At 33.9% G+C, this 18808-nt stretch carries 14 protein-coding genes (1 of these 14 running past the window's edge); 6 read left to right on the forward strand and 8 right to left on the reverse strand.

The window, feature by feature from the left end:
• The 5 genes from BLW23_RS07055 to BLW23_RS07075 form a co-directional block, all read right to left on the reverse strand.
• A protein-coding gene (locus BLW23_RS07055; RefSeq protein WP_093668554.1) for a phosphoenolpyruvate carboxylase crosses the window boundary here: on the reverse strand, positions 1 to 981 show its start. It extends 1605 nt beyond the left edge of the window; 981 of the gene's 2586 nt are visible here — the first part of the coding sequence; its start codon is at positions 979 to 981; its stop codon lies beyond the left edge, outside the window.
• Positions 982 to 1072: 91 nt separating this feature from the next.
• Complete coding sequence (locus tag BLW23_RS07060; RefSeq protein ID WP_093668555.1) at positions 1073 to 2530, reverse strand: glutamate synthase subunit beta; 1458 nt, start codon at positions 2528 to 2530, stop codon at positions 1073 to 1075.
• A 3-nt stretch (positions 2531 to 2533) separates the two neighbouring features.
• On the reverse strand, positions 2534 to 7045 hold the full coding sequence (gltB, locus tag BLW23_RS07065; protein WP_093668556.1) for a glutamate synthase large subunit: 4512 nt from the start codon (positions 7043 to 7045) through the stop codon (positions 2534 to 2536).
• 173 nt (positions 7046 to 7218) lie between these two features.
• Entirely contained in the window at positions 7219 to 8499 is a 1281-nt protein-coding gene (locus BLW23_RS07070; RefSeq protein WP_093668557.1) for an ammonium transporter, read from the reverse strand.
• Between the two features lie 14 nt (positions 8500 to 8513).
• Positions 8514 to 9503: an outer membrane beta-barrel protein gene (locus tag BLW23_RS07075; protein ID WP_255362761.1), complete on the reverse strand. Its 990-nt coding sequence runs from the start codon at positions 9501 to 9503 to the stop codon at positions 8514 to 8516.
• Between the two features lie 387 nt (positions 9504 to 9890).
• On the opposite strand from BLW23_RS07075, the gene BLW23_RS07080 reads away from it, so the two are divergent.
• Positions 9891 to 10673, forward strand: coding sequence for a tRNA pseudouridine synthase A (locus tag BLW23_RS07080; RefSeq protein ID WP_093668558.1), 783 nt, complete (start codon positions 9891 to 9893; stop codon positions 10671 to 10673).
• A gap of 3 nt (positions 10674 to 10676) precedes the next feature.
• Here the strand turns inward: BLW23_RS07080 and BLW23_RS07085 are convergent, their stop codons facing one another.
• The 3 genes from BLW23_RS07085 to BLW23_RS07095 all read right to left on the reverse strand — a co-directional run bounded on the left by BLW23_RS07085 (position 10677) and on the right by BLW23_RS07095 (position 13225).
• Positions 10677 to 11351, reverse strand: coding sequence for a GNAT family N-acetyltransferase (locus BLW23_RS07085; protein ID WP_093668559.1), 675 nt, complete (start codon positions 11349 to 11351; stop codon positions 10677 to 10679).
• A gap of 143 nt (positions 11352 to 11494) precedes the next feature.
• Entirely contained in the window at positions 11495 to 11977 is a 483-nt protein-coding gene (locus tag BLW23_RS07090) for an outer membrane beta-barrel protein (protein ID WP_093668560.1), read from the reverse strand.
• Positions 11978 to 12082: 105 nt separating this feature from the next.
• Positions 12083 to 13225 (reverse strand): acyl-CoA dehydrogenase, encoded by a 1143-nt coding sequence (locus BLW23_RS07095; RefSeq protein ID WP_093668561.1) that lies wholly within the window; start codon positions 13223 to 13225, stop codon positions 12083 to 12085.
• Between the two features lie 100 nt (positions 13226 to 13325).
• Here BLW23_RS07095 and BLW23_RS07100 point away from each other — a divergent pair, with 100 nt between their 5' ends.
• The 5 genes from BLW23_RS07100 (at position 13326) to BLW23_RS07120 (ending at position 18807) form a co-directional block, all read left to right on the forward strand.
• A complete protein-coding gene (locus BLW23_RS07100) occupies positions 13326 to 14396 on the forward strand; it encodes an anhydro-N-acetylmuramic acid kinase (RefSeq protein ID WP_093668562.1) in 1071 nt (356 codons plus the stop codon).
• A gap of 327 nt (positions 14397 to 14723) precedes the next feature.
• Complete coding sequence (locus tag BLW23_RS07105) at positions 14724 to 15950, forward strand: Glu/Leu/Phe/Val dehydrogenase dimerization domain-containing protein (protein ID WP_093668563.1); 1227 nt, start codon at positions 14724 to 14726, stop codon at positions 15948 to 15950.
• Positions 15951 to 15969: 19 nt separating this feature from the next.
• Positions 15970 to 17442: a sodium/proton antiporter NhaB gene (gene nhaB, locus BLW23_RS07110; protein WP_093668564.1), complete on the forward strand. Its 1473-nt coding sequence runs from the start codon at positions 15970 to 15972 to the stop codon at positions 17440 to 17442.
• 283 nt (positions 17443 to 17725) lie between these two features.
• Positions 17726 to 18412 carry a MotA/TolQ/ExbB proton channel family protein gene (locus tag BLW23_RS07115; protein WP_093668565.1) on the forward strand — a complete coding sequence of 229 codons (687 nt, stop codon included), beginning with the start codon at positions 17726 to 17728 and terminating at the stop codon, positions 18410 to 18412.
• A gap of 2 nt (positions 18413 to 18414) precedes the next feature.
• On the forward strand, positions 18415 to 18807 hold the full coding sequence (locus tag BLW23_RS07120) for an ExbD/TolR family protein (RefSeq protein WP_093668566.1): 393 nt from the start codon (positions 18415 to 18417) through the stop codon (positions 18805 to 18807).
• Position 18808: the final 1 nt, after the last annotated feature.

The raw sequence follows: 18808 nt of genomic DNA on the forward strand, positions 1-18808 counted from the left end.
AATACTTTTTATGTCAAGAAGTTCATTCTCCAAAAATTGTATAGAAATAGAGGTAGTATCATTTTTTAGTACCGTTTCGTACAACTTACTTTCTAAACTAATAATTCTATCCTCAATACCTGGAAAGGTTAGTTTTCTTTTCAATACTCTGACATCACGATAGTAATTCTTTATGATGGCTTCTTTTAGCTTTTCAGAAACTTTTAAGGTTGTTTCTGGAGTTACGAAAGGATTTCCATCTCTATCACCACCAGGCCAAAAACCTATGTTAATTACATTGTTTATTAGTTCCTCAGCATCTCCGAAAATGTTTTCCTTTATATAGTCGTATATGTTTCCGAATGAACGATAGAATACATTTTCCAAATACCAAATTAAACTGATAGCTTCATCATACGGTGTAGGTTTACTTTGTCTGAAAAAAGGAGTTTTTCCAAGTTGAGCTAACAGTTGTGTAATTTGTTGTAAATCATTTTCTTTAATGGCTTCCGATAGTGCTGTAATGATTCCAAGAACAGAGCCAGGATAAAATTGTGTTGGATGTGCTGTTAAAACAATTCTTACTTTAAAATCTTGCAAGAATTCCCTTAGCTGCCCCATTTTATTGTTAGTGGAAGCAAATTCTTTTAAATTTCTTAGTGTACCAATACCATCCATATTATTAACCGTAGGAAAAGCAGCATCTTCAATGGCATCGAATAAAACAACTTGTCTTTCGATATATTGAATAAATCTAAAGAGTAAACTTATTTGACTTTTTTCGTCTCTTCGGGCTTGATATTTTTCAAAAAATGTTTTTACGATAGTAGTTGGGTCATCACCTCGTTCGTATCCTTTTTTACAAGTTTCATGAAATAGTGGTAGCAGTACACCTGTTTTGGTAATGCTGCTAAAAGGCAATGTCATAAAAATACTGTTGTATATTTTATATCGGGCCTCTACACTTTCTTCAAATCTTTTTATTTTAGGTAGTTTGGACATTGTAGTTTTATTTGTACTGAAAATTATAAAACGTTACGCAAGAATTCCCATTTTATATGGAAATTCTACGAAAACGTTTTAAACTAATAATTTATACACCAGGAAGATCTCCATAACCTTTAGTTCCTAAATAACTAGAACTAGTTAAGTATTTATCAATACCTATAGCGGCTTCCCTTCCTTCTGAAATTGCCCAAACGATTAATGATTGACCTCTTCTCATATCCCCAGCGGTGAATACATGAGGAACATTTGTTTGGTAGTTATTGGCTTTATAGTTGCTTCTTTGATCTAGGTCTAACCCTAATTGATCGCTTAAAGTCGTTTCAGGCCCTGTAAATCCGAGAGCAAGAAGAGCTAAATCACAAGGCCAAATTTTTTCCGTATCAGGTTTTTCAATGAGTTTTGGTCGTTCTCCTGGGATGATTTCCCATTCTACTTGAACAGTTTTTAACGCTGTTAAATTTCCGTCATTATCAGTAATAAATTCTTTGGTATTAATTAACCAATTTCTATCGCAACCTTCTTCGTGAGATGAGCTTGTTTTTAACTGTAATGGCCAGTAAGGCCAAGGAGTTTTTACACTTCTATCGAAGGGAGGTTTAGGCATAATTTCAAAATTTGTAACCGATTTTGCACCATGTCTATTGGATGTTCCTACACAATCTGATCCTGTATCACCACCACCAATAACAATAACATTCTTGCCTTCTGCTGATATATGTTCTCCTTCAATCTCTTTGTTAAATACTAATTTTGTTTGTTGCGTCAAGAAGTCCATAGCTTGATGAACCCCATTTGAATTGATTCCTTTAATAGGAATACTTCTTCTTTTTGTTGCGCCTCCACATAATAATATCGAATCGAAGTAATCGAGATTTTTAATATCGTAGTTAACACCAACATTTACGTTGGTTTTAAAAATAACACCTTCTTTTTCCAGAATTTTTACACGTCTGTCGATAATTTCCTTTTCAAGTTTGAAGTTAGGAATTCCATATCTTAGTAAACCTCCAATTTCGTCGTCTCTTTCGAATACTGTAACATTGTGTCCAGCTCTATTCAATTGTTGAGCAGCTGCTAAACCAGCGGGACCAGAACCAATAACAGCAACGGTTTTACCAGTTCTTATTTTTGGCGGGTTTGGTTGAATCCAACCGTTAGCAAAGGCTCGTTCAACAATGTTTTTCTCTATATTCTCTATTGAAACAGGATCATTCACTAGTCCCAGTACACATGCTTTTTCACATGGAGCAGGGCATAACCTGCCTGTAAATTCAGGAAAGTTGTTTGTAGAATGTAATATTTCAGAAGCTTTTTGCCATTCTCCTTTATATACCATGTCATTAAAATCTGGAATAAGATTCCCTAATGGACATCCACTATGGCAAAAAGGAATTCCACAGTCCATACATCGGGCTCCTTGCTTTTTTATTTCAGACTCTTTTAAGGCAATGGTAAACTCGTCATAGTTTTTAACCCTTTCGCCTACTGTTATACTTGATTCGTCTTGTCTTTCTATATCTATAAATCCTCCAATTTTACCCATAACTTATGCTGTAATTTTTTTTAACACTATTTTTTCTTCAGATAACCTCTTTAACGCCTTTTTGTAATCTTTAGGAAACACCTTAACAAATTTCTTTTTTATGGTTTCCCAATTTTCAAGTTGTTCTTTAGCAAGATCACTACCTGTATAGTTGTAGTGAACCTCAATATGTGTTTTTAGTTCGAAAAAGTCGTTGTCATCTAGAGGATCGATATCGATCATTTCTTTATTACATAAGTTGTTTACAAATTCGTTGTCTTCATCAAATACATAAGCGATTCCTCCACTCATACCTGCGGCAAAATTTCTTCCCGTTTTACCAAGAATAATAACTTTACCCCCAGTCATATATTCGCAACCGTGGTCTCCGACACCTTCAACTACGGCGGTTACTCCAGAGTTTCTTACAGCAAAACGCTCTCCTGCGATTCCGTTGATAAATGCTTTTCCTTTTATACCTCCATAGAAGCTAACGTTTCCAGTAATAATGTTTTTGGAAGCATCAAACGTGGCTGATTCAGGTTTTTTAACAATTAAAGTGGCTCCGGATAAACCTTTTCCGAGGTAATCGTTTGTTTCTCCTTCAACGGTAAGTGTAAGTCCTTTAGTTGAAAAAGCTCCAAAACTTTGTCCAGCAGAACCCTTAAATGTTACGTTAAGTGTATTTTCTGGAAGACCGTCTTCTCCGTATTTTTTGGAGATTTCATTGCTGAGAATAGCACCAACGGCCCTATCTGTGTTTTGAATTGGATATTGCAGATCTGTTTCTTTTGAGTTGATAATTGCGGACTTTGCATCGTTTAAAATTTTAAAATCTAGAACATTGTCTAAATTGTGGTTTTGTTTTTCTGTGTTATATTGAATTGTTTCTTTCTCTTGTTGTGGCTTGTAAAGTATCGCGGAAAGATCTACACCTTTAGCTTTATAATGATTAATTGCCTTGTTGGTGTTTAACTTATGGCTTTGACCAATCATTTCATTTAAAGTTCTGAAACCTAATTGAGCCATAATTTGTCTTAATTCTTCTGCAACGAAGTACATGAAGTTAATAACATGCTCTGGAGTACCTTTAAAGTTTTTACGCAATTCTGGATTCTGAGTAGCAATTCCTACAGGACAAGTATTTAAATGACAAGCTCTCATCATGATACATCCAGAAGCTACTAATGGTGCAGTTGCAAAACCGAATTCTTCGGCTCCTAATAAGGCTGCTATAGCTACGTCTCTACCTGTTTTTAATTGACCATCTACTTCTAATACAATTCTATTTCTTAATCCATTTAAAACAAGTGTTTGTTGAGCTTCTGCCAGACCTAGTTCCCACGGTAAACCTGCATGTTTTAGCGATGTAAGAGGAGAGGCTCCTGTACCTCCATCGTAACCAGAGACTAAAATTACATCAGCTTTAGCTTTGGCAACACCAGCAGCAATCGTTCCTACACCAACTTTGGATACTAATTTTACATTAATTCTAGCTTTTCTGTTGGCATTTTTAAGATCAAAAATTAGCTGAGCTAAATCTTCAATAGAATAAATATCATGGTGTGGCGGAGGAGAGATCAAACCTACATAAGGGGTCGAATTTCTCACATCAGCAATCCAAGGAAGTACTTTTTCACCAGGTAATTGTCCGCCTTCTCCTGGTTTTGCTCCTTGAGCCATTTTAATTTGAATTTCTTTGGCGTTGGTTAGGTAATTACTTGAAACACCAAACCTTCCTGAAGCAACTTGTTTTATAGCACTGTTTTTCCAGTCTCCATTAGATTCTTTTATGAATCGTAATTTGTTTTCACCACCTTCTCCAGAATTACTTTTTCCTCCAATCCTATTCATTGCAATGGCCAAGTTTTCATGGGCCTCTGCACTAATAGATCCATAAGACATGGCTCCCGTTTTAAATCTCTTAACGATTTCTGTCCATGGTTCTACTTCATCAATTGAGATAGGATCGAGGTTGTTAAATTCAAACAAGCCTCGTAGAGTCATTAAGTTTTCACTTTGTTCATTAATCTTATCGGCATAGGTTTGGTAACTCTCTTTACTTTTACCTCTTACAGCTTGTTGTAGTTTAGCAACAGTAGTTGGATTAAACATGTGTTTTTCACCATTCCTTCTCCATCTATAATCACCTCCAATTTCTAAATCTAGAACTGATTTATAGTTTTCAAGCTTGAAAGCCTTATCAAATCTTTTTTGAATGTCTTTTTCAAGAACAACTAGCCCTATTCCTCCAATCCTTGAAGGCGTATATGGGAAATATTTACTAGCGAATGTTTTCTTTAAGCCTAAGGCTTCAAATATTTGTGAAGCTCTATAAGAATGTAAAGTAGAGATTCCAATTTTGTTCATTATTTTAAGAAGCCCTTTTCCTATAGCTTTATTAAAGTTTTCGACAGCTGTTTCTTCATCTAAATCTTTAATAACATTTGTTTTAACTTGATCTCTAATGATTTCATTTACAAGATATGGATTAATGGCACTTGCTCCATAACCAAAAAGTGTAGCAAAATGATGTGGTTCACGAGCTTCTGCAGTTTCAACTACAATTCCGAATTTTGAACGTTTTTGTTTACCATTTAATGAATGATGTACATAGGAACAAGCTAATAAGGCTGGAATAGGGGCATACTCTTTGTCAACATTTCTGTCAGAAAGAATTATGATATTCTTACCTTCGTAAACCGCCTTTTCAACGGCAATTAGTAAATCATCTAATGCTTTTTCTAATCCGTTTACACCTTTAGAAATTGGATATAATATCGGAATCGACACCGCTTTAAAATCAGGATGATCTACGTTTTTTATTTTATCTAAATCGTCATTTGAAATAACGGGATTTTGAATCCTTAATTTTTTTGCTTGTTCGGGGATGACATCAAATATGTTACGATCACCACCTATAGCAAGACTGATATCGGTAATTAGCTCCTCTCTTATTCCGTCTAATGGAGGATTGGTTACCTGAGCAAATAATTGTTTGAAATAGTTGTAAAGTAACTGAGGTTTATCGGAAAGAACTGCTAGAGGAGTATCTGTACCCATTGACCCAAGTGCCTCTTTGGCTTTTGTCGCCATCGGAACTATTACTGTATTTATTTCTTCTATGGTATATCCAAAAACACGTAGCCTAGTTTTATAATTGGTAGGTTCAATAGGACACATGTTGTTGGTGTATGGAACCTTAGCTAATGGCAGAGTATGTTCAGAAACCCATTCTTGATAAGGTCTTTTAGAAACAATTTCTGACTTTATTTCTTCATCTTCAATAATTCTTCCAGCATTCATGTCAACTAAAAACATTTTTCCTGGTTCTAATCGACCGTGTCTTTCAACGTTTTCAGGAGCTACTTCTACAACACCAATTTCTGAAGACATAATAACGAACCCATCTTTAGTAACGGTATATCTAGAGGGTCTCAGTCCATTTCTATCTAAAAGAGCACCAATAAAATTGCCATCAGTAAAAGGGATAGAAGCTGGACCATCCCATGGCTCCATAATGCATGAGTTGTATTCATAGAAAGACTTTTTATCGTCAGACATGGTTTTATGTTTTTCCCATGCTTCAGGAACCATAATCATCATAACCTCTGGAAGAGATCTACCAGTCATTAATAAAAGTTCTACAACTAAATCCATAGAGGCAGAATCTGACTTTCCATCTCTAACAATAGGAAATAGTTTTTTAATATCTTCCCCGAACAAATCACTTTTCATAAGCTCTTCACGGGCTCGCATTCTACTTACGTTTCCTCTTAAGGTATTAATTTCTCCATTGTGGCACATATAGCGGAAAGGTTGTGCTAAGCTCCATGCGGGAAATGTATTTGTTGAAAAACGTTGATGTACTAGAGCTAATCTTGTAACAACATCTTTTTCTTTTAAATCTTTATAATATCTACCTATATCCTCAGGAATCAAAAGCCCTTTATAAATTAAAGTCGTTGTTGAAAGGCTTGGTAAATAAAAGTAATCAGCTTGAGAGAGTTTTGATTTAGCAATGATGTGCTCGGCTATCTTTCTCGCTGCAAAAAGTTTGGCATTAAACTGTAAATCTGTTAGATCTGAGTTGTTTTTATCAACAAAAAACTGTTTTATTTTGGGTTCTGTTTTCGACGCTATTTTTCCAATAAAAGAAGTGTCTACTGGAACATCTCTCCAACCTATAATTCTTAAACCCTGTTTGTTTATTTCTTTTTCAAGAATTGAAGTACAATAGTTTGATTGATTAGAACTTTTAGGAAGAAATACCATTCCAACGGCATATTCTTTAGGAGAAGGAATTGTAAAAGAGCAAACTCGTTTAAAGAATTCATGCGGAATGTCTATCAAAATACCTGCGCCATCACCCGTTCGTCCGTCAGAACTAACAGCTCCTCTATGCTCCAGTTTTACTAGAATTTCAAGAGCATTATGGATAATAGTATTAGATTTTTCTCCATTTAAATTACAAATAAATCCAGCACCGCAGTTATCTCTTTCGAACTCTGGGTAATATAATCCTTGTTGTTTCATTTGTTTGCTATTTTACAATAATTAATGTTTAACATAACTAACACCGTTAGTTTAGTATACTCAAGACAAACAGTTTATATAAACCATTCATCTTGAGTAAGCTTACACTAATACGCTATTTTTAATAGCGTATAGTTATCTATTTCTATTTTTGTATTAAAGAATACTTGTTTTTATTCACCTCTATCTCTTTTACCAGGATACGCAATTGTTCCATGCTCAGCTATATCTAATCCTTGTTCTTCAATTTCTTTTGAAACTCTTAGACCTATTGTTTTCTTTAAAGTAAAGAGTACAATAAAAGCAAGAACAATAGCCCATACAGCGTATGCAAAAGCACCGACAGCTTGCACTCCGAGTTGAGAAAAACCGCCACCATTAAAAAGGCCAATCGCTTTATCTCCATTTACACCCCAAAGTCCAATTACTAAGGTTCCCCATACACCTACAACTCCATGAACAGAGGCCGCACCAATGGCATCATCAATTTTTAATTTTTTCTCTATAAATTCAATTGAAAAAACAACTAATATACCTCCTATTAAACCTGCTAAAGCGGCACCTGTATCGGTCATGTTTCCACACCCAGCAGTAATACTTACAAGACCAGCCAAAGCTCCGTTTAAAGTTTGAGCTAAATGAGGTTTACCATACCATATCCATGTGGTAATTAAGGCGCCTAACCCACCAGCAGCTGCAGAAATATTTGTGAGGAGTACTACATTTGATGCAGCAATAGCGTCATCACCACCCCAAGCTAATTGAGAACCCCCGTTAAAACCAAACCATCCCAGCCATAGAATGAAAACACCTAAAGTGGCTAGTATTTGGTTGTGGCCAGGAATTGGCATTACTTTTCCGTTTACAAATTTCCCAATTCTTGGTCCTACTAAAATGGCTGCAACAAGAGCGGCCCATCCACCAACGGAATGAACGATTGAAGATCCTGCGAAATCAATGAATCCTATTTTTGTTAACCATCCTTCACCTTGCCATTGCCATCCTCCTGATATTGGGTATATAAAAGCTGTCATGATAACTGAAAATATAACATAGGTTGAATATTTTGTTCGACCTGCAATAGCTCCAGATACAATAGTAGCAGCAGTAGCGGCAAACATTGTTTGAAAAAGGAGATCTGCTCCCTCTCCTTGAAATAAACCGCTCCAGAAAAACCATCCATTAGTGGTATTCCCATACATTAAAGAATAACCAACTATCCAGTATGTTAAAGATCCGACACAGATATCTAGTAAATTTTTCATTGCAATATTTACTGCATTTTTTGATCGAGTCATTCCTGATTCAACTAGAGTAAATCCAGCTTGCATAAAGAATACTAGGATTGCTGAAAGAAGCATCCAAAGCATGCCCATATCTCCTTTAATTTTAGCAACTTCAGCTGCTAATTCAGAAGCGTTATTGTCTTGAATTATTGTTAAAATTAAACTCATAATAAATGATATTTTTATTCAAAAGAGTAAATAGCTGCAAGCGTTACTCCTGTTATACTTTTGTCGTTAAAAAATGTAACATCATCAGATGTATCATACCTAAGCTCCGTGATCACTTTTAAGTTTTTCATAATACTCTTGTTAAGAGTTAAGGTAAAAGCTGATTGACTTAAATCTCCAGCTGCTGATGTAGTTGTAAAGAATTCTGGTCTCAGTCCTAATGAAAAGTCATTTTTGAATTCTTTTTGTAAGTATAACGCAACTCCATAATAACCAGAATCAGCATCATCTGAATTTGCATATGCACCGTTTATTCCTAAATAGAAGTCATCTGTAATGTCGAATCCTCCAGTATAATCTAGATATAAAAAATCTTTAAAGCCAGAACCATCGGCTCCATATACTAAATTTAAGTACTGACCTTTGTAACCCGTTTGAAATCCTAGTTGATAATCGTCGGTAGGATTTGTTCCAGCCGTAATTATATGAGGATTTGTAACAGCCAACATAAAGCTTAAATCCTCCGATGCTGTATAGTCTACTTTTAATCCTGTATGTGAAAAGGGACCTGCATTAAATAGGTAGGACACACTGTAATTGAAATTTGCCGCTGGAGCTATAACTTCATATCCAAAAAATGTATTGAATTGTCCTAGCGTGAATTTTAAATCATCAGTAGCTTGGTAGTATACATACAATTGATTGATCGCTCCGTCGTATGCGTTTGCGGCATTGGCTCTTGGACCAAAAGCCAAGTCAGCAACTGCACCAATTTTCTCTTTTTCATAAGAAATAACGGCATTGGCCATTCCAAGCCCGAAGCCATTGGCAGAGTTATCAGACAAAATACCGGTAGTACCGATATCGCTTGAACTTAAATTGGTTGTGTAATACGTATCCACGCTTCCGCTTAGCGAAAAATTACTTTTTGTCTCCTTGGTTTGAGAAAAAGAGTTGAAACAGAGCATGGTTATCGTAACTGTAATAGGATTAAATTTTACCATAACTATTCGAATTTTTGATTAAATGAAGTGCTAATTTTCAACTTTTTATAGATATAACCAAATGGTATATAGTTTGTTAAGGGGGAAAAACGTTTTCGTAACCTGTTTGTTTGTCAAAAAAAGGGGGGTAAAAATTTTAATATGATAAATGAGGTAGATTTAAGTAGATATAAAATGAGAAGTACTCAAATAAAGTTTAAAATAATACCGATTTAATAAAAGTGCATTTTTATTGAAAAAAAATTGATTTATAATATGGATTTTTAGGTAAAATGGGTTTTTTGTTGATTTATTTTTATTAAAATAATGGATTTATTGAATTATCAATAATTTGTTTAGAATGATTCAAAATAAGGATTAGACTTAAAATGGTTGTAGATTTGGGGTATGAATTATAGTTATTCTTATCTTGTTAGAGTTCAGTATCTTGGGTTTCGATTTCATGGTTGGCAGAAACAACCTGGATTAAAAACGGTTCATTGGGCAATAGATAAAACATTAAAGTTTGTTTGTAAAGGTATACGCAATAAATCAGTTGGAGTTGGAAGAACGGATGCTAAAGTGTCTTCTGTCGATTATGCTTTTCAGTTGTTTATTGATATAGAGCTAACGGAGAATGATTTTGTTAATAGCTTTAATATAAACTCGCCGTCTGATATTAGGGCGGTGTCTATGAAAAGAATAACTGACGAGACCTTTAATATCATTCAGCATCCAAAAATTAAGGAATACAGGTATTATTTTTCATTTGGAGAGAAAAATCATCCATATTGTGCTCCGTTTTTAACGGGAGTTTTAGAGAAACTCGATATAGATGAAATGAAAAAGGGAGCGAAATTATTTGAAGGATACCACAATTTTATAAGGTATTGTACAAAACCATCTAAAGACACAAAAGTAGAAAGGACCATTAATGAGTGTGTTATTGTTGAAAATACCGAGCTGTCAGCATCGTTCTTTCCTGAAAAAAGTTATGTTTTAATTATTAAAGGACAAGGTTTTTTGAGGAATCAAATACGTTTGATCATGGGAGCATTATTTGAATTAGGAAAAGGAAATTATGATATAGATTTTATAAAAGAATCGTTAAATCCTAAAAGTAATATTGATTTTATGAAGACTATAGCGCCGTCTTCAGGATTGCATTTGTCTGAAGTCGATTTTAAATAGTTACTATACTTTTAGATAATGTCTCCATACCATTTTTCGAATACTCTTAAATCCTAAATCATTGTATAATTTTATAGCACCAGTATTTTCTTCGGCAACGTGTAAAATTGGAGTTTTATTCTTTTTTAAAATTTGTTCAGAAGTATATGCAACTAGTTGTTTTGCCATTCCTTTTCTAATATGATTTGGATGGGTTACAACGGCGCTTAATTCAATATACTTATCCATTTGAAGTCTTTCTCCTGAAACAGCGACTAGTTTATTGTCTATAAAAATGCCAAAGTAATCACCCATTTCGAAGGTTCTCTTTTTAAAGTAACCTGGCATGACTAACCAAACAAGCTTATAGAGTTCTTCAATATGGTTCTTAGTTAGTTTTTTAATTTTATAAGTATATGTCGGTTGTATTAATTTAGTGAGGATCATTTGATCACAAATAACGGTTCTATCCGAAATAATAGTAGGTGTATGTAAAGGTTCATTACCAACAACAAAAAAATCATCGCATAAATTACTGTATGCTTCCAGTGCATTTTGAGTTTTTTCAAGGTTTGAAAAACCACCAAACGGACAAATATCAGGATCGTAAAACTTCATACCTTCATATTCTATTGCGTATAATTTGTGTGTTTCCGTTAGAGCCTGCCATACAGGATTATTCAAGTCATTTGTATTCATTGTATAAATATAGGAAGAGTAGATAAAACTTATTGAATACTCAGAAACAATACCATTACAGTAATTTCAATTTGTAATGGTGTAAGTAAGAAACAAAAAAGCCCATCCAAATGGATGAACTTTTAAAGAAATATGTTTATGTCTTATAAGCTGAACAATACACCTAAACCAATACTGCTCACACTTCCTCCGTCGGATGAGATTCCATTATAGCTTCCCTGAATAGCAATGTTGTCTGCAACGTCATAACTAACTAAAGGTCTGTAATAAAAACCACCGTCATTACCTGTATTTATTCCAATTCCATATCCAATATCGGCTCCAATGCTGAATTTATCAGAAGCTTGATATCTTGCAGCTGCAGCAATAGGTAAGAATTGAGCATCATCATAACTAATATTACCAACTTCTTTGCCAAAAAAGTTGACGAAAGCTACTGATGGTCCTGCCTTAAAGTTGTCGGCAACATCGAATAAGTAGTTTGCTTCTGCACCAAGAGTAAAGGAAGAAAAATTACTGGCATCACCTACTGGAAGACCAAAGTTTACACCTACATTAAATTCTCCTTCTTGAGCTTGAATAGTAACCCCAAGCATAACTGCAATAATAAAAACTAGTTTTTTCATCTTTTTAAATTTTTAAAGTTGGTGTTGATTATTCAACTTCTGTGCCATTTTTAAAAAAGTTCCTATAAACAATGAAAAAACTAGTTTACCTGTCTGAAGATTAGCTTATCCTTTAATTAAGCTTCTCGAAATTACAATTTTTTGAATTTCAGAGGTTCCTTCATATATTTGAGTGATTTTTGCATCACGCATTAACCTTTCTACATGATAGTCTTTAACAAAACCATTACCACCATGAATTTGAACTGCCTCCACAGTTTGTTCCATGGCAACTTTTGAAGCATATAATTTAGCCATAGCTCCAGATTGATCGTAATTAGTTCCATTATCCTTATCACAGGCCGCCTTCATAACTAAATGGCGAGCAGCTGTAATTTCTGTATACATATCAGCTAATTTAAAAGCAATAGCTTGATGGTTACATATTTCGGTACCAAAAGCCTTACGCTCTTTAGAATATTTTAAAGCTAATTCATATCCACCTGAAGCAATACCAAGTGCTTGAGCGGCAATTCCAATACGACCACCTGATAAAGTTTTCATAGCGAATTTAAAGCCAAAACCATCCTCTCCAATTCTATTTTCTTTAGGAACTTTAACATCGTTGAATTGCAAAGTATGTGTATCTGAACCACGAATACCTAATTTATCTTCCTTCGGTCCAATATGGAAACCGTCCATACCTTTTTCAACAATAAAGGCGTTGATACCTTTGTGTTTTTTGCTTCTATCTGTTTGCGCAATTACCAGAAAAACATCGGCTCTACCTCCATTGGTAATCCAGTTTTTGGTACCATTTAAGAGGTAGTAATCCCCTTTGTCTTCGGCAGTAGTAGCTTGAGAAGTAGCATCGCTTCCAGCTTCAGGTTCACTTAAACAGAAGGCACCTATTTGTTCTCCCGTAGCTAATTTTGTTAAGTATTTTTGCTTTTGTTCTTCAGAGCCATACGCCTCTAAACCATAGCAAACTAATGAATTATTAACAGAAACCATTACTGAGGCTGAAGCATCAATTTTCGAAAGCTCTTCCATAATAAGAACATACGATACCGTGTCCATACCACTTCCTCCATACTTAGGATCTACCATAACTCCCATAAAACCGAGTTCTCCCATTTTTCGGACTAACTCATTTGGAAATTCTTGTTTTTCATCTCGTTCAATAACTCCAGGTAACAATTCGGTTTGTGCAAAATCACGCGCAGCATCACGAATCATTAAATGCTCTTCAGTAAGGTTGAAATCCATTTATCTATTTATTAATTTATTTGTTAAATTCGTAAAAAATGTTTTCAAAGATACGTTTTTGCTGTGAAATATTCAATAGACTTTTCTATTTTTACTGAATATGATAGAAGATTACTATTTTGTTATTGGTGTGATGTCGGGAACGTCATTAGATGGGATTGATTTAGTGTATACTAAATTTAGTAAAACGGATTATACTCGGTTTGAAATAATTTTTTCTGAAACGATTTCCTATTCATCAGAATGGGTAAAGAAATTACAGGAAGCTACGTCCTCTAAAAGAGAAAAGTTACAGATATTGAATATAGAATATGCGAATCTTTTAGCTACTGTTATTAATAGATTTAAAAAAAAGAATAGTATTGGTAAAATTGATTTCATTGCTTCACATGGACATACAATTCTTCATGAACCTAGTAAGGGAATTACATTACAAATTGGAGATGGTCAAACGATAGCAAACCAAACTTTTGAAAAAGTCGTTTGTGATTTTCGAACTCAAGATGTTAAATTAGGAGGGCAAGGAGCCCCATTAGTTCCAATAGGAGATAAACTTTTGTTTTCCAATTATGCATATTGTATTAATTTGGGTGGTTTCGCAAATATCTCTTTTGATAATAATTTTGGAACGCGTATCGCATATGATATTTGTCCTGTAAATATTGTTCTTAATTATTATGTTAGAAAACTAGGCAAAGAATACGATAATGAAGGAGAACTCGCAATGAGTGGAAGTATAAATGAAACGTTACTTGAAGAATTAAATAGTTTGGTTTATTACAGTGAAAAACCTCCTAAATCACTTGGTTTAGAATGGGTTCAAAAAAATGTGATTCCCTTAATCGATAACTATGAGGAAGATATACCTAAAATATTAAGAACTTTTGTTGAACATTCTGCCTTTCAGATAAGTAAATCAATTAAAGGAAATGGGAATGTTCTTTATACAGGAGGAGGAGTATTTAATACTTTCTTAATAAAAAGAATTGAGTTTTTTACCAAGCAAAGAGTAGTTTTGGCTGAAAAGATGCTTATAGAATATAAGGAAGCATTAATTTTTGCTTTTTTAGGAGTGTTGAGGGTTGATGATAAGATAAATTGTTTGGCGTCAGTAACTGGGGCTAGCTCTAATCATTCCTCGGGGGATATTTTTTATGGAGAACTTTCCTGAAACGATTTAGTTTAATTTTTTGTTAAAAGCTATTGGTTCAATGGAAACTTTTTGAGTATATAAAGTTTCCATCGTATTTTAGCAATGTATATAATCAATAATATACAATTTAAAGGTCATTGAAAACAAGTTATGCCCAATATGGGTAGTTAGGTAAAATAATAATACGTAACATATATTTTTTTGGTAAGTTTGTGAGGTAAGAAAAAATTAAAAATTATTTAGATGAATCAGCTTTAACTCCCCTTATAGGGGTACAAAATTATGATATATAATTAGCTATAGAGAGAAAAGAAACTAAAGTTGAACATTACTAAAAAATAAAAGATGAAAGAATTACTAAAAAAATATGAAGAAAAACAACCTGAAATAGTTTTTAACTGGAAAGATTCAGAAACTGAAGCAGAAGGCTGGACAGTTATAAATTCGCTTAGAGGAGGAGCTGCTGGAGGTGGAACCAGAATGAGAAAAGGACTTGATAAGTACGAGGTTATGTCCCTAGCAAAAACAATGGAAGTAAAATTCACTGTGTCTGGACCAGCTATTGGCGGTGCTAAATCAGGGATTAATTTTGATCCACATGACCCAAGAAAAAAAGGAGTATTACAGCGTTGGTATAAAGCAGTAGCACCATTATTAAAGAATTATTATGGTACTGGAGGAGATTTAAATGTTGACGAAATACATGAAGTAATTCCAATTACAGAGGATAGTGGCGTTTGGCATCCGCAGGAAGGAGTATTTAACGGACACTTTAAGCCAACAGAAGCTGATAAGATTAATAGAATTGGTCAGTTACGTCATGGAGTAATTAAAGTTCTTGAAGATGCTAATTTATCGCCAAGTGTTGCAAGAAAATATACAGTAGCCGATATGATTACTGGTTACGGTGTTGCAGAGGCGGTTAAGCACTATTATGAGATCTATGGAGGAAGCGTTGTTGGTAAAAGAGCAATTGTACAAGGTTTTGGTAACGTAGGTTCTGCAGCGGCATATTATTTAGCTCAAATGGGAGCAAAAGTAGTTGGAATTATAGATAGAGTTGGAGGGGTAATTAAAGAGGAAGGTTTTTCTTTTGAAGAAATAAGAGAGCTTTTTTTAAATAAAGATGGTAATACACTAATATCTGAGAATATGATTCCTTTCGAGGAGATGAATGCTCGAATTTGGAATTTACCTTGTGAAATTTTTGCTCCATGTGCGGCATCGAGATTAATTAAGCAAGATCAAATAGATCAAATGATTACTACTGGACTAGAGGTGATATCTTGTGGAGCAAATGTTCCTTTTGCTGACCAAGAAATTTTCTTTGGACCAATTATGGAGGCAACTGATAAGAAAGTAAGTTTGATTCCAGATTTTATATCAAACTGTGGAATGGCAAGAGTTTTTGCCTATTTTATGGAAAGAAGAGTTGAAATGACTGATGAGGCTATTTTTAGTGATACCTCAAATACGATAAAAAAGGCACTACAAAAATCATTTTCAAGAAGTGCCTCAAAAACGAAAATAAGTGAAACAGCTTTTGAAATAGCGTTGAAAGAACTAGTTTAAAAGCTATAAATTAAGTAATATGTTTAAATATTTTTTAGGTAACAGTCCAAAATGGTTTAAAATGACCATGATTGGCTTTTTAATCTTTAACATTTTTTCCTTTTTTATTTTAGGGAAAACAGTAACGGCTTGGCTTTTTATTGGGGAGTTTATTTTTACTCTAGCAATGGCTTTAAAATGTTACCCCCTACAATCAGGTGGTTTATTAGCCATTGAAGCACTAGCTTTAGGATTAACAACGCCTAAAAATGCGTACCATGAGGTTGATCAAAATCTTGAGGTTGTCTTACTGTTGGTTTTTATGGTAGCAGGGATTTATTTTATGAAACCTTTGTTAATGTATATTTTTAGTAAAGTATTTACTAAAATAAAATCAAAAGTAGTTTTATCCGTATTATTTGTGTTGTTGTCTGCCGTCTTATCAGCGTTTCTAGATGCCTTAACGGTAACAGCTGTTTTAATTAGTGTTGCGGTTGGGTTTTACGGGGTGTATCATAAAATTCATTCTAGTTCTTCTGATCATGATGAAGATGGTATTTTGGATAGAAAAGAACTTAGTGGAGAAACATTAGAGCAATTTAGAAGCTTCTTAAGAAGTTTAATTATGCATGGAGTTGTTGGTACTGCTTTAGGTGGTGTTTGTACTTTGGTTGGAGAACCCCAAAATCTTTTAATAGGAGAAAGATTAGGGTGGGATTTTATCGAGTTTTTCATGCAGATGGCTCCAATAACATTACCTGTATTAGTGTTAGGAGTTATTACTACAATAGTTCTAGAAATAACTTGCTGGTTTGGGTTCGGAGCGAAACTTCCGAAGGCTGCAGCTGAGATTATAGAAAGATATACTGAGAAAGAAGATCAGCAACGTACAGAAAAACAAAAATATGGACTTATTGTTCAGGGAGTTTCAGCATTACTTTTGATTGCTGGGTTGGCCTTACATATTGCTCCAGTTGGATTTATTGGTTTGGCATTGATTATTGTACAAACGGCATTCATGGGAATTATAGACGAGCATCAACTTGGACACGCTTTTGAGGAAGCACTCCCGTTTACTGGATTGTTAGTTGTATTCTTTATTATTGTAGCAATGATTCATGATCAACATTTGTTTAGTCCAATAATTCATTGGGCCTTAGAACAAGATCCGTCATCTCAGCCTGGGTTGTTTTATTTAGCAAATGGAATTCTTTCAGCCATTAGTGATAATGTTTTCGTAGCAACAGTTTATATTGGAGAGGTTGAAGCAGCATTTAAATCTGGTCAAATCTCAAGAGAGCATTTTGAAACATTGGCTATTGCTATAAACACAGGTACCAATTTACCAAGTGTAGCAACTCCAAATGGCCAGGCAGCATTTTTATTCTTATTAACTTCTTCGCTAGCTCCATTAATAAACTTATCTTACACGAAGATGGTGAAAATGGCATTACCTTATACAATTGTACTAGGTGGCGTGGGATATATAATGGTAAAGTTAATGTTAGGATAAAATATTAAGAAACATACATTTTATTTTATAATTTTGAATCCTGAATTTTACAATTCAGGATTTTTTTAAACAATTAAAAAAAAACTCATTCGTTATACTAGTTATACTTTGAAGTTACCCCCAAAAATGAAATGGTTAATTTTTTTAAATAGATAAGGCGTGAAAAGAGAGCATAGTGATGTATATGGTCATTTTTTCACGAAGTATAAAGAGAAAAGATGTGGCTTTATTGGGTAAATTTATTTATAAATGGTAGTAGTATTAAAAACTTAAATTCATTTTAATGATAGCATATTTTCAAGATCAAGCTGAGGTAGTAGAAGAAGTGTCACAAGAAAAGACATTATCTATTTATAATTTAATTATGGATGGAGGTATAGGAGGACAAATTATAATAGCTTTATTATTTGTGCTGTTGGCTGTGGCTCTATACATATATTTTGAACGCTTTTTTGCTATTAAAGCTGCTTCGAAAGTAGATAAGAACTTCATGAATCAAATAAAGGATCATGTGATGAATGGTAAATTAGAAAGTGCAAAATCATTATGTGATAATACAACCACTCCAGCTGCTAGATTGATTGGAAAAGGAATTTCTAGAATCGGGAAACCTTTAGAAGATATTAATAAAGCAATTGAAAATGCAGGTAAGCTTGAAGTGTATCAATTAGAAAAAAATGTAAGTGTTATAGCTACAATAGCAGGAGCCGCTCCAATGATTGGGTTCTTAGGGACTGTAATAGGAATGATTGTTGCAATTCATGAAATAGCTAATTCAGGAGGTCAGATAGATATAAAAATGCTTTCAGATGGATTGTATACGGCGATGACTACTACGGTAGCTGGTTTAATTGTTGGTATTATTGCTTATATTTCATATAATCATTTGGTAGTTAGAACCGATAAAGTTGTTTACCAAATGGAAGCGAAATCTGTGGAATTTTTAGATCTTTTAAATGAACCTGTATAGTTATGAATTTAAGAGGTAGAAATAAGGTTGACCCTAGTTTTAATATGTCGTCAATGACAGATATTGTGTTTCTGTTGTTAATATTTTTTATGTTAACTTCAACACTGGTTACGGTAAGTGCAATTGATGTATTATTGCCAAAAGCAGGGGGTAAAACAGAAAATAATACTTCTGTTGCAGTTTCAATTACTAAGAATTCATCTTTTTATATTGATAAATCTAAGGTTAGTTCTCGGAATTTGGAAAGAGAAATATTAGCAAAAGTAGGAGCGGATAAGAAAAAAACAGTTGTAATTCGAGGTGATCAAAATGTAGCGTATAAAAACGTGATGAAGGTTATCGATATAGCCAATAGGAATAAATTGAAAATGATTTTAGCTGTTAAAGGAAAATAAT

Source organism: Tenacibaculum sp. MAR_2009_124 (genome assembly GCF_900105455.1).
Taxonomy (GTDB): domain Bacteria; phylum Bacteroidota; class Bacteroidia; order Flavobacteriales; family Flavobacteriaceae; genus Polaribacter.